The 13,269-nt window shown below is 36.2% G+C and carries 11 protein-coding genes and 1 pseudogene; all 12 read right to left on the bottom strand.

Going from position 1 to position 13,269, the window contains the following annotated elements:
• Nucleotides 1-20: 20 nt before the first annotated feature.
• Nucleotides 21-1,157, bottom strand: a complete 1,137-nt coding sequence (nagZ, locus tag LAU42_RS06935; RefSeq protein WP_224182902.1) for a beta-N-acetylhexosaminidase — start codon at nucleotides 1,155-1,157, stop codon at nucleotides 21-23.
• A 60-nt stretch (nucleotides 1,158-1,217) separates the two neighbouring features.
• Complete coding sequence (locus tag LAU42_RS06940) at nucleotides 1,218-1,610, bottom strand: DUF4930 family protein (protein ID WP_224182903.1); 393 nt, start codon at nucleotides 1,608-1,610, stop codon at nucleotides 1,218-1,220.
• A gap of 33 nt (nucleotides 1,611-1,643) precedes the next feature.
• Nucleotides 1,644-2,159, bottom strand: a complete 516-nt coding sequence (locus LAU42_RS06945; protein WP_224182904.1) for a GNAT family N-acetyltransferase — start codon at nucleotides 2,157-2,159, stop codon at nucleotides 1,644-1,646.
• Between the two features lies 1 nt (nucleotide 2,160).
• Entirely contained in the window at nucleotides 2,161-3,897 is a 1,737-nt protein-coding gene (locus LAU42_RS06950) for an ABC transporter ATP-binding protein (protein WP_224182905.1), read from the bottom strand.
• On the bottom strand, nucleotides 3,897-5,633 hold the full coding sequence (locus LAU42_RS06955) for an ABC transporter ATP-binding protein (RefSeq protein WP_224182906.1): 1,737 nt from the start codon (nucleotides 5,631-5,633) through the stop codon (nucleotides 3,897-3,899). The genes LAU42_RS06950 and LAU42_RS06955 overlap by 1 nt, the downstream gene beginning before the upstream one ends.
• Nucleotides 5,634-5,899: 266 nt before the next feature.
• The gene (locus LAU42_RS06960) at nucleotides 5,900-6,262 is read right to left on the bottom strand and encodes a hypothetical protein (protein ID WP_224182907.1); all 363 of its coding nucleotides are present in this window, start codon (nucleotides 6,260-6,262) and stop codon (nucleotides 5,900-5,902) included.
• Complete coding sequence (radC, locus tag LAU42_RS06965; RefSeq protein WP_224182908.1) at nucleotides 6,262-6,933, bottom strand: RadC family protein; 672 nt, start codon at nucleotides 6,931-6,933, stop codon at nucleotides 6,262-6,264. The genes LAU42_RS06960 and radC overlap by 1 nt, the downstream gene beginning before the upstream one ends.
• Nucleotides 6,933-7,427, bottom strand: a complete 495-nt coding sequence (locus tag LAU42_RS06970) for a prepilin peptidase (protein WP_241426516.1) — start codon at nucleotides 7,425-7,427, stop codon at nucleotides 6,933-6,935. The genes radC and LAU42_RS06970 overlap by 1 nt, the downstream gene beginning before the upstream one ends.
• A 9-nt stretch (nucleotides 7,428-7,436) precedes the next feature.
• Nucleotides 7,437-7,670 (bottom strand): annotated as a pseudogene (locus LAU42_RS11980) (prepilin peptidase); the annotation flags it as partial.
• A 171-nt stretch (nucleotides 7,671-7,841) separates the two neighbouring features.
• A complete protein-coding gene (locus LAU42_RS06975; protein WP_224182909.1) occupies nucleotides 7,842-9,224 on the bottom strand; it encodes a YfcC family protein in 1,383 nt (460 codons plus the stop codon).
• A 120-nt stretch (nucleotides 9,225-9,344) separates the two neighbouring features.
• The gene (locus tag LAU42_RS06980) at nucleotides 9,345-10,607 is read right to left on the bottom strand and encodes a bifunctional folylpolyglutamate synthase/dihydrofolate synthase (RefSeq protein WP_224182910.1); all 1,263 of its coding nucleotides are present in this window, start codon (nucleotides 10,605-10,607) and stop codon (nucleotides 9,345-9,347) included.
• Nucleotides 10,608-10,612: 5 nt separating this feature from the next.
• Nucleotides 10,613-13,246: a valine--tRNA ligase gene (locus tag LAU42_RS06985; protein ID WP_224184771.1), complete on the bottom strand. Its 2,634-nt coding sequence runs from the start codon at nucleotides 13,244-13,246 to the stop codon at nucleotides 10,613-10,615.
• Between the last annotated feature and the right edge of the window lie 23 nt (nucleotides 13,247-13,269).

Consider the following 13,269-nt stretch of genomic DNA (forward strand, 5'->3'; position numbering starts at 1 on the left):
GTTATAGAATATTCAATATATTATAAGATACCATATTTAAGCTTTAATCTGATTATTTTTTCATTATTTTCGTCAATTATTTTTTCGTCTATCTTCCCATCTCTTACTGCCGCTTTAACTGAATGGATTAAAGCATCGACATCTCCAACATGACTGCCAATTAACACCATCGTCTCTCCTGCCTGAATAGCACGCACAACTGCCGTATTCAGATCATACTGATTCGTTATTGCACCCATACTTAAGTCATCTGTAATAATTACACCATTATAATTTAACTTGTCTTTTAATATATCATCAACGATTCGATTACTTAATGATGCGGGATTTTGACGGTCTATTTCAGGGTATAGAATATGACTGATCATCATCATATCAATCTTTTTATCAATCTGATATTTAAATGGGATAAGCTCAGATGCTTCAAGCTCGCTTAAATTTTTATTGCTGACCGGTAGTGCAACATGACTATCTGTCACCGTAGCACCATGACCAGGAAAGTGTTTCCCACTCGTAATAACACCTGCACTGTTGATTCCTCTTTTAAAAGCATCACTCATCCGAGTAACAGCTTTTGCATCTGTTCCGAAACTTCTATTACCGATGACTTTATTATTTGGATTACTCCATATGTCCAGCACTGGTGCAAAGTCAAGGTTAAAGCCGTGCGCTTTTACAGCATCGCCAACATATTTACCTCGACTAAAACTATAGTCCAGATCATTTGTTAACCCGATTTCATATGCACTTTCAATATTTTGAACAGAAGCTGGTAAACGATTAACAACGCCGCCTTCCTGATCAATACCGATAAACATTGGTAATCGTTGCGTCGATTCATTCAGTGATGAAGTTAACTGCCTCACTTGAGGTGTATTGGTGATATTGCGTTTAAATAGAATAACACCGCCAACATTTTTGTTCTGATATTGCTTCAATGTAGCGTTATAATCTGTACCATCGAATCCTAACAGCATCATTTGCGCAATTTTTTCATCCAGCGATAGCTGGTTTAAATAATAATATGTAAAATCTATTTGTTTCAGTGGTTTCACTGAAAGCGTAGAATTTTGTTCACTTTCGATTGAATGTGTATTACTACATGCTGTTAACAGCATGCATAAAACAACTACATAAAAATAAAAAAATCGCTTCACTAATATACCTCCATAAAAATAAAAAGAATAGGATGTCCCTATCCTTTACTCAATATAACATTAATATGAAGAAATATCTTTTAATTCAATGTGCTGATTTTTATCTAACAATGCTTGCTGTAATGAGCTTTCATCATTAAAAACAAGAACTTGGGAATCCCCGAACTTATACAGTATATATTGATCACCACGTTTACCAGCGAGATATTCATCGTTATATCCCATTAAAGATAAGCCTGAAACGGCCATAAATTCACTTTTATCCATAAAGTTAAATGCCGTTTTTACTTGTGATAACGGAATATTACGAAATAATGCATTATCCTCTAAAGTATATGTTGCAGCTGCCTGATTTGTCTCTTGTACATCAGAATGATGCTGAAAAGGATTTAACTGCACAACGAAATAAATAACGATACAAACAATTACAATTAATATTAATTTAATGATCATTTTTATGAACTTGAACACTTCATTCCCCTACTTTCAGTTATAACTATATATGAAGTCGTCCATTTGTTCATCCGTCTTTAGATTGAATTGATGTTCCATCACAAAAAATATATGAACTGTTCCGTCTTCAATCATCGTTATTTCACGAACAAACTTAAAGCCAAGCGCAATATACAGATGAATTGCCCTCTCATTAAATTTAGCAACTGTCAGACGGAATGTATGTACACCAGCTGTATCATAATAAAATCGCATAATCATACGAATAAACGCCCTTCCGTATCCTGACCCGATATAAACAGGATTTAAAGCAAACCCGATATCCAGCGTATGTGATTGTTCTGGCATCATCTCTATTTGTGCTTCATCACCATCACAGAAAAATCCAAACAAATCGTCACCTTTTAATACAGCATAATAATGACCATTTAAAAATACCTGAATGGCATGACGTTCGCCATTCAGGTTATAGTATTCATATTCTGTTCCAAAATCCCAATTACTGATTTCACTTGCCTTATCTTCATCCATCTTAACGATTTGTAACATATCATGACCTTCCTGACTGTAATGCATACATTTTAGCATATTGGCCATTCAGTGCAATCAGTTCCTCATGATTTCCATGTTCAATAATTTCCCCTATATCAAGAACGATAATTTGATCCGCCTGCTTTATCGTAGACAACCTGTGCGCGATCATAAATGTCGTTCTTCCTTCCTTCAGCACATCCATTGCTTCTTGAATCATCGCTTCTGTTTCAGAGTCAATGCTCGCTGTCGCTTCATCCAATATTAAAATTTTAGGGTTAAATGCAAGTGCTCTTGCAAACGAAATAAGCTGTCGCTGACCACTGGATAGTGTTGCGCCTCTTTCTACTACAGGTGTATCGATGCCTTGTTCTAACGACTGCAGCACACGATGCCCACCGACACGCATTAAAGCTTGTTCTGCAACGTCACGACTGATTCTCGCGTCACCGAGTGTAATATTACTTAAAATTGTACCCGTATATAAATATGGGTCCTGCAATACAATACCCATACCTTCTCTCATTGATGATTTCGTCACTGTAGATGTATCAATGCCATCAATCATAATTTTACCAGATGTCGGATCATAAAATCTGAAGAGCAAGTTCATAATTGAACTCTTTCCAGAACCGGTATGCCCAACAAGTCCGATTGTCTGGCCAGGTAGAGCATGAATATTAATATTTTTCAGTACGGGCTCATTTGGTTTATAACCAAATGATACATTATCAAATACAACGTCACCGTTCGTTATATTAATTGTATCTTTTTCAATCGGCTCAGGTGTTTCATCCATCATTTCAAACACTCTGTTACTTGATACACGGGCTTGTTCAAGTACATTCAGCTGATTCACGATATTAAACATCGGGTTGAATAAACGTGTCAAATAATCAACGAGAACATACATCATCCCTGCTGTTAATGTGGCCTGCTGTGATAAAAATGATTGCCCGAATATATAGATCATTATTAAAAACACGCCTGAACGAATGATTCCCATTAAGTTGTGACTCGTCAATGAGTCTAATTTAATGATACGCTCATAGTTTTTTAAGTACTCTCTATTCAACGCATCATATTCTGCTTTAATTTTTTCTTCCTGGTTAAATGCCTGTATCATCGTCATCCCATTAATCGATTCATTCAGCATCGCATTCATATCACTGTTACGTTCACGAACAATATGGTTATATCGGTCTGAAATTTTACGATAGAACATCAGCCAGAAAAATAATAATGGTACTACTATTAATGCGACGAACCCTACTTTTACGTTAAAGAAGAAAATCACGATTATAATACCGATAATATTTGTAAATCCTGCGATATAAGTCGGTAACATAACTGTAAACAGTTCTAATATCGTCTGTGTATCATTCGTAATTCTCGCAACAACTTTACCGGCTGGCAAATTATCGAAGTACTTAATCGGTAATTTCTGAATATGTTCAAATAAATTCGTTCGTAAATGCTTAATAACATTTGAACCTGCTGTCTGAAACACTAACGTCTGATAATAACTGAGTACTGCATATATTATTGCGATTATAAAATATACAGCAAGCAATTTATAAATAGGTATCATATTAATATATTCGCCCGCCGTTTTAATATGATCATCAATAATACGCATCCCGATAACCGGCCCGATAAGTTCTGCTGCAACGGCAAAGAACAAAATAATAAACCCGATTATAAAACGACGTCGTTCTTTTAATGCTTCCTTTAAGAGACGTTTCGTTGTACTCATTACGATACACCTCCTAACTGTTGTCTGTTAAATTGTTGCTTGTACCATCCATCCTGAGCGATAAGTTCCTGATGTGTACCTTCCTGAATAATAATACCGTCATGCAGCACGACGATATGATCTGCATGTTGTACTGCAGACAAGCGATGTGTAGAGATTATCGTCGTCTTTCCTAGTCTTTCTGATTGAATATTGTTAATAATTGCTGTTTCCGTCTTTGCATCTACTGCACTAAGAGAGTCATCAAGAATCAATATGTCCGGATTTTTAATCATTGCACGCGCGATTGAGATACGCTGCTTCTGACCACCGGAAATTGCGATTCCCTTCTCACCTACTAAAGTATCAAGCCCCTGAGGCAATCGTTTCACATCTTCAGTAAAATTCGCCAGACGTATTGCTTCTGCAATTTCCGACTCAGTAGCATCCTCTTTTCCGAATTTAATATTTTCTCGAACCGTTCTTGAAAATAATATATTTTCCTGAGAGACATAACCGATTTTATCTCGCACTTCTTTTCTTGTAAGGTGATTTAAATGAATATCACCGATTGTGATAGAACCGTTACCGAGTGGATATTCTTTTAATATTTGCTTTATGAGCGTTGTCTTACCACTTCCCGTTGGGCCGACGATACCGAGTGTCTCGCCCGTATCGAGCTTAATATTCACATCTGTTAAGTTAATCGATTCACTCGTTGGATACTGGAATGTTACACGACTGAACGTAACATTATGATCATCTGGTACGATATGATCGACTGGATCAACCATTATATCATCTGCATCAAGCGTTTCCATAACACGGTCTAAAGATGCATTACCGCGTTGCATAATATTAAATAACATGCCAATTGCAAACATTGGCCAAACGAGCATGTTTAAGTATACGTTGAATGAAATTAATTCACCGACTGTAATTTCACCTTTATTAACGAGTAAACTTCCGTAGCCTAAAGCAATAACAAAACTTAATGCCGTAATGATAATTGTTACAGGTTTAAATAAAGCATCAAGCTTTTCTACATGAATAAATTTTTGAACGACTTCACTTGTCATCGCTTTAAATCGATGATTCAAATGTTCTTCCTGCGCGAAAGCTTTCGATACGCGTATACCTTCAATTGATTCAAGTACACTGTCATTCATATCACCGAATGCATTCTGACTCACCGTATATCGCTCATGAATCATCTTACCGAGACGCTGCTCAATATATGCTAATAGTGGTAACGGTATTAATGCAACAAGCGTCAGTTTCCATGAAATGAGCACCGCCATTGTTGCAATAATCGTAATCATGTAAGTCGTACTATCAACTAAAGTTAATATACCGAAACCGACAGTCATTCTGATTGCACTTAGATCATTCGTCGCTTTCGCCATTAAATCTCCAGTTCTGTTCTGTTCATAAAAGCTCGGGCTCATCGTCAAAAACTTTGCCATCAATTTTCTGCGCATCATACTTTCTAACAACTGAGACCCATTAAATAATAAGTAGCGCCATAAAAAGTTAATCACATAACTTAATATAATCGTTACTGAGAAAACGATGAGAATAAACTTAAATTTATCTTCTGTCATCGATTTTAAATTGACAGCATCTATCGTCTGCCCGATTAGCCATGGCGGAATAATTTCCACAACATTTGCAATGAGCAATACGATTATTGCAATAATATAACGTTTTTTCTCCTGCTTAAAAAACCAACCTAATTTCCATAAAACACTAAACATAATTCATCTCCTTTCTCTTTGAATATAAAAAAGCACACACCTCCTTAAATGAAAGCGTGTGCGCCTTATATTCAGAGAGAGATCTCCCTGCAATTACACTGACATGTATGCCGGGAGGAAAATATTAGATTTGTCCTGCAATGTTACGAAATAACGTAATTTGTTCATTGTATTTTCCTCCTTTCCTTATAAGTTATGTTAATCATAATTTAATCTTCAGAAAATTTCAATAGTTTATACTAATAAATTTCGTTTTTCGAGATAAATTAATAATCAGCTTGATAAATTATACGGTACTTTGAACGGTCAAGTGTTATGAGACGCTTTAAATCTCTGTGCAACTGAAACATGTACTCAAAATAAATATCACCATATTCATACGATCCGAAAAACGGTCCAGTATAGTACGGTAATATTTTTGGTGCGCGTTCAGGACTTGAGTGAATTTCTCTTACTGCATTCATCAAATAATGCAAGTCGAATTCCGTCACTTCACATCGTCCTGGATTATCCAGCTTATATTTCTTATCAAAGTATCCATGTAAAGCATTGAACTTACGATAATATGCAAATTCAATCAATTCTTTCGTAGACATTTCCTCAACATAAAAATACATGTCTAATCCCATTAAAGTATCCCCTTTTCCTTTATACTGACAAAATTGCCATCACCAATAATAATATGGTCCAGAACATCGATTCCAAATAATTCTCCGCATTTAATCAGTCGTCTTGTTGCTTCTATATCTTCATAACTCGGCTCAGGATCACCAGACGGATGATTATGTACGATAATAATAGATGCAGCACTTCGTTTAACCGCTTCTTTGAAGACTTCCCTTGGATGAACAATCGATGCATTTAATGATCCGATAAATATCGTAGATTCATAAATAACCATATTTTTCGTATTAAGTGATAACACGACGAAATGCTCCTGCGTCATGTAACGCATACGTTCCATTAATAAGTTGGCTGCACATCCCGGAGACTTTATTTTCAATCGAGGATCGCTCGGAATAGAATGCATACGTATACCGAGTTCCACTACAGCAAGTATTAATGCTGCTTTTTTTTCACCAATCCCTTTAATCGCGATAAGCTCCTGAAATGTCATGTATCTTAATTCTTTAATACTTCCTGTATGGTGCAGTAACTTGTTCGCAACCATATAAACACTTTCATCTCGCACACCGCTGCCAATAATGAGTGACAATAATTCCTGATTCGTCAGTTGTGCTGCACCATGAGATAATAATCGTTCACGCGGTTTATCACTTTCTAAAGCAATCATATGCATTATATAAATCCTCCAAAATATATAATCTGAATGTCGCGGTATAGCTGTAAAACGATGAGAAAACTAGTCGTAATAAAAGGAACGAGCGGTATTTTTTTAACACGTTTTTTGTATATTAAAAAACAAATACTTGCAAAACCTCCAATTAAATACGTCATAAAAAACATCGCAATAAAATACGGTACAGGTAAGAACAATAAGAGGATAACAAAAAGTTTAATATCACCATAACCGATACTTTTCGTTAAATAATAAAAAATGTGTAACAACAATATAACAATGAGCTTCGTAATAATGTCACCTATTGTAATAACGGAAATCATTTCATTCTGAAAAGTAAATAAATATAAGTATGTGAATAATAGACTGAAAAAAAGAAGATGTAATAATACATTCGGGATTGTAAAAGTCTTAGTATCAATAATTGATAGCGGGATTAGAAAGATTGTTATCGTAATGACTGTAATGAAATGTATTGGAAGTTGTATTGACATAATATAGATAAATAATAATCCCATCAGTAGTTCACTTAAAAATAAATGAAAAGGTATCGGATGTTTGCAGTATCGGCAGCGCCCTCGCAATAAAATATAAGAAATTACAGGGAAAAGGTCATAAAAAGATAGCGTATGTTTGCATTGATTACACCGAGAACGTCGATTAAAAAAATCATTTTCTGTTAAACAGCACATAAATGAACTCATTATTGCACCAAGTGAAAACATTATAATTTCCATAACTCACCTCGCTTCCACAATTAATATATATTAAAGTTATTAATCTGTAAAAAACGCGTTTTTTAAAAATAGTGTGTATTTTAATACAGTAATTAAAAAATATAATAACCAAAATTAAAAAACTGCATAAAATTCATGCAGTTTTTTAATTTTGATATGATTTTTAAATATTTATACATACATATAAATGATGAGTCCAGTCAGACAAATGACAAGCCACAATAATGAAATTTTCCACACAAACTTCAACCATTTATTATATGGGATACCTGCAACAGCTAATAAGCCCATTAAACTCGCACTTGTCGGAATAATATTGTTACTGATCGCATCTCCATATTGAAACGCTAATACTGCAATTTGACGGTTAATGCCTAAAAGATCACTTATTGGTACCATAATTGGCATCGTCGTCATCGCCTGTCCAGAACCAGATGGAATAAAGAAGTTTAGTACGAGCTGCGTTAATAACATTGCCACAACAGAAAATGCGGCCGGTAAATGATCAATGAAATCTGTCATATAATACACAATCGTATCGATAATTTTACCCGACGAGAGCACGACAACAATTGCTTTAGCAAAACCAACAATCATAGCGCCGAATAATATATCTTTCATACCCGCTAATAGTGCATCAAACGTACCGTTAACACCTAGTCCTCCTACGAGGCCGACGATGATTCCCATAATAAGAAAGTTCGCACTCATTTCAGTTAAAAACCATCCATACTTAAATATACCGTATACATTAATTACAATCGTAAGCGTCAATATAATTAATATTACTGCATGACGCTTTCTGAACGAATCAAACTTCGTATCAAGGACATCATCATCCATCGTACGGCGTTCTTCTACATCAATGTCATGTAATAAACTTTTTTCCGGATACTTCTTCACTTTATTCGCATAACGCATCACATATAATATACCTGTAATAAGTACAATTAAATAGATGATAGTACGATATCCCCAACCAGAAAAGAGCGGTACTTCAGCAATGGACTGCGCAATCCCTACTGTAAATGGATTTAACATTCCCCCAAGAAAACCAATGCCAGCTCCGAGTGCAATCATTGCTGCACCAACCATCGCATCATAACCAAGAGCTGTCGCAAGCGCTATACCAATCGGTACAAAAATAATCGTCTCTTCACTTAATCCAATTGAAAACCCTAATACACTGAACAATGTCATCGTTATTGGTATGAGCCATTTTCCGTGATGTCCGACACGATTCATCAAACTATTGACACCTGTAGTAATTGCATCTGTGCGATGAATAACACCGAAAGCACCACCTACAATAAAGATATAGAAAATGATTTCCGCACCTTCGATTAATCCATTTGGGACCGCGCGGAAAATATCAATAAAATCAACGGGATGCTGCGCCACTTCATGATAGGATCCATTTATTACTTCTGTTCGGTTATCCACTTCTTTACGGTCAAATTCACCAGCCGGAATGATATACGTCATAAAAGCCGCAAAACATACGATGAACAGTAATAGCAAGTATGTATGCGGCATTTTTAACTGCTTTTTCATATAAATTTCCTCCCTTTTGAATACTATATTCCCTATTCACTTTAAAACATTCAAAATTTTTAGAAATTTATTACTAAAAAAGCCGACTGTTTAAACGTATTAAACAGTCGGTTCAGTATATTATTTTTTTAATTTGTCTTTCACTGCACTAATAAAATACAAGCTTCCGGTCACGAGCAATAAATCACCGTCATAATTTTTAATAAAGTCTGCATAATCTTTAACTTTAATACGCTTATCATGTTCTACACTTTCATATAAAGTATCAAGTGGTAATGCTTTCGGGAAATCAAATGTCGTAACGTAAAAATGTTCGCTAATTTCTTCAAGTGATTTTAACATGCGTCCAATTGGCTTACCATCAATTGCTGAGAATAACACATCAATTTTACGGTCTGGATAATATTGTCGCATCGTCTGTACAAGTACTTCAATCGATTCCAGATTGTGCGCACCATCCAGTATGATCGTCGGTGTCTCCTGAATTTTCTCAATTCTACCTGTCCATGTCGTATCTTCAATCGCTTTAACGGTATCATTAAAGTTGAGTAAAATCATGCCACGGTCATACATTTCAAGCAAAGTTGCGAGTGCGAGTGCTGCATTTTCCTGCTGGTGTGCACCTATCATATTCAGCTCAATCGCTTCTAGTTCATAATCTTTATATCGGAACGTGAATTCATTATTATTTGAGACGACTTGTATATCACGCCCAAGCTTAATCCCTTTAATATGTTTTTCTGCCACAACTTGATTAATAAATGCTTTTGCTTCTTCGTTTTTAACTGCATAAACGAGTGGTACACCAACTTTTATTACACCCGATTTTTCCCTTGCAATATCAACATACGTATCACCAATAATATTCGTGTGATCTAAACCGATAGATGTTAATACAGACATTACAGGAGTGAACACATTCGTTGAATCGTGTTTCGCGCCAAGACCCGCTTCAATGATTACAAAATCAACAGGACGCAGTTGTCCGAAATAAACAAACATCATCATCGTAATAATTTCAAACTCTGTCGCAGTTCCTAAGTCAGTTTCTATGTCCAGCTGCTCGCTTATCGGTTTTACAATTTCAACAAGTTTTACGATTTCTTCATCAAGAATCGGTTTCCGGTTTAAGCTGATACGCTCATTGAACGTTTCAATATAAGGACTTGTAAATGTGCCGACTTCATAATGATTCGCAAGTAGTGCATTTTTTAAATAACTGACTGTCGAACCTTTCCCGTTTGTGCCGACGACATGTATACCTTTAATATTATTTTGAGGATTATCAAGACGTTCAAGCATCCATTCCATACGTTTAACACCAGGTTTAATGCCGAATTTATAGCGTTCGTGTATCCAATATAAACTTTCTAAATAATTCATAGTCATTACTTCCTATTCAATTGGTTTAGACGTTCCTGAACACTATTGTATTTTTCTGTATATAGTGCCTGCTTCTCTTTTTCTTCGTTTATGATTTTTTCAGGTGCTTTAGAAACAAACTTTTCGTTGCTTAACTTCTTATTCACGCGATCAAGTTCTTTTTCCCATTTATCAAGTTCTTTTTGTAAACGAGCGATTTCTTTTTCCATATCGATTAAACCTTCTAAAGGTAAAATGACAGACCCACCTGTTACAGCTGTCGTAATAACTTCTTCAGGAATTTCTACTTCCGTTGAAATCGTTAATTCAGATGGATTACAGAAGCGTTCAATAAATGGACGTTCTGTTTCAAGTCGATTAGAAATTGCTTCAGAATTCGTTTTAATCATCATCGGAATTTGTTTGCTCATCGGCGTATTTACTTCACTGCGCGTATTACGAACGGCACGAATAATTTCCATTAATTGTTCCATATCACGTTTAGACTGTTCATTCGATAACTCAGGTTTAACAACCGGCCAGCTTGCAGTAACAATTGAATCACCTGTTACTGGTAAGTTCTGCCAAATACGTTCTGTTACAAATGGCATAAACGGATGTAACATACGCATAATTGAATCAAGCGTATACGCTAATACTGAGCGTGTCATTTGTTTTTGTGTCTCATCTTCACCGTTCATCGGAATTTTACTCATTTCGATGTACCAGTCACAGAATTCATCCCATATAAAGTTATATAGCACACGTCCTACTTCACCAAATTCATACTTCTCTGCAAGACGTGTAACGTCTGCGATTGTTTCATTTAAGCGCGTTAAAATCCACTCATCTGCTAATGATTTCTTACCAGACAAGTCAATATGTTCAGCTTTGAAATCATCACCGATATTCATTAAACTGAAACGTGATGCATTCCAGATTTTGTTGATGAAGTTCCATGCCGCTTCAACTTTTTCAGTAGAGTAACGTAAGTCCTGTCCTGGTGAAGAACCTGTCGCCAAGAAGTAACGTAAACTGTCAGCACCATACTGATCAATAACATCCATTGGATCAACACCGTTACCTAATGACTTACTCATTTTGCGACCATCTTCAGCACGGACTAATCCATGGATTAACACATCATCAAATGGACGTTTACCCGTAAACTCTAATCCTTGAAAAATCATACGCGCTACCCAGAAGAATATAATATCATACCCTGTTACGAGTACATTCGTCGGATAAAATGTTTTATAGTCAATCGCCTCAGTATCTGGCCAGCCAAGCGTTGAGAATGGCCAAAGTGCACTTGAGAACCACGTATCTAATACGTCTTCATCCTGCGTCCAGTTTTCAATATCTTCCGGCGCTTCTTTTCCTACATAAAGTTCACCTGTTTCATTATGATACCAGGCTGGGATTTGGTGTCCCCACCATAACTGACGAGAAATACACCAGTCATGAATGCCTTCCATCCAACGGTTAAATGTACCTTCAAAACGATTCGGTACGAATTCGATACGTCCGTCTGTTTTTTGATTGTTTAATGCTTGCTCAGCAAGTGGTGCCATCTTAACGAACCATTGCGTTGAAAGATAAGGTTCTACAACTGCGCCACTACGTTCAGAATGGCCGACTTGATGCATATGACGTTCAACTTTAACGAGTTCACCGCTTTCCTTTAAGTCAGCGATAAGTTGTTTACGACATTCGAAACGATCCATACCTTCATATTTGCCACCTAACTGATTGATTGAGCCATCAGTATTCATCACATTAATACGTTCTAAATTATGGCGGTTTCCGATTTCAAAGTCATTTGGATCGTGTGCAGGTGTCACTTTCATTGCACCAGTTCCAAAGTCCATTTCAACATATTCATCTGCAAGTACAGGAATTTCACGTTCCATTATCGGTAAAATAACGTTCTTACCAATCATATGCTTATAACGCTCATCTTCTGGATGAACGACGACAGCTGTATCGCCTAGCATCGTCTCTGGACGCGTCGTTGCAATTTCAATAAATCCTGAACCATCAGCTAAAGGATAGTTAATATGATAAAAAGCACCTTCCACCTCTTCATGAATAACTTCAATATCACTTAAAGCTGTACGTGCAGCGGGATCCCAGTTAATAATACGCTCGCCACGATAAATAAGACCTTTCTCATACATCTTAACGAACACTTCTTTAACAGCATCACTTAACCCTTCATCCAGTGTGAAACGTTCGCGAGAATAATCTAAACCAAGACCAAGTTTCGCCCACTGCTCACGAATGAATCCTGCATATTCTTCTTTCCATTCCATCGTATGCTCTAAAAACTTAGTACGGCCAATATCATGTCTGCTAATACCTTGTTCACGTAATTTAGCTTCTACTTTTGCCTGAGTTGCAATACCAGCATGATCCATGCCTGGTAAATATAATGTGTTATAGCCTTGCATACGTTTCATTCTCGTAATAATATCCTGTAAAGTAGTATCCCAGGCATGTCCAATATGTAACTTACCTGTTACGTTTGGTGGCGGAATCACAATCGTATACGGCTTTTTCTGACTATCACTCTCTGCTTTAAATAATTCTTTTTCTACCCATTCTTTATAACGTCCTTGTTCAACTTGCTGTGGATTATATTTCGTTTCCATCTTCATTCCTCCATTAATCGTCAAAATAA

Source organism: Macrococcus armenti (genome assembly GCF_020097135.1).
Lineage (GTDB): Bacteria > Bacillota > Bacilli > Staphylococcales > Staphylococcaceae > Macrococcoides > Macrococcoides armenti.

Excerpts from the sequence above, each read along its gene's own strand:
- radC (WP_224182908.1), bottom strand. The coding sequence starts at position 6,933 with ATGCATATGATTGCTTTAGAAAGTGATAAACCGCGTGAACGATTATTA.
- LAU42_RS06940 (WP_224182903.1), bottom strand. The coding sequence starts at position 1,610 with ATGATCATTAAATTAATATTAATTGTAATTGTTTGTATCGTTATTTAT.
- LAU42_RS06960 (WP_224182907.1), bottom strand. The coding sequence starts at position 6,262 with ATGGGATTAGACATGTATTTTTATGTTGAGGAAATGTCTACGAAAGAA.
- LAU42_RS06975 (WP_224182909.1), bottom strand. The coding sequence starts at position 9,224 with ATGAAAAAGCAGTTAAAAATGCCGCATACATACTTGCTATTACTGTTC.
- LAU42_RS06955 (WP_224182906.1), bottom strand. The coding sequence starts at position 5,633 with ATGTTTAGTGTTTTATGGAAATTAGGTTGGTTTTTTAAGCAGGAGAAA.
- LAU42_RS06950 (WP_224182905.1), bottom strand. The coding sequence starts at position 3,897 with ATGAGTACAACGAAACGTCTCTTAAAGGAAGCATTAAAAGAACGACGT.
- LAU42_RS06985 (WP_224184771.1), bottom strand. The coding sequence starts at position 13,246 with ATGAAGATGGAAACGAAATATAATCCACAGCAAGTTGAACAAGGACGT.
- LAU42_RS06980 (WP_224182910.1), bottom strand. The coding sequence starts at position 10,607 with ATGAATTATTTAGAAAGTTTATATTGGATACACGAACGCTATAAATTC.
- LAU42_RS06945 (WP_224182904.1), bottom strand. The coding sequence starts at position 2,159 with ATGTTACAAATCGTTAAGATGGATGAAGATAAGGCAAGTGAAATCAGT.
- LAU42_RS06970 (WP_241426516.1), bottom strand. The coding sequence starts at position 7,427 with ATGTCAATACAACTTCCAATACATTTCATTACAGTCATTACGATAACA.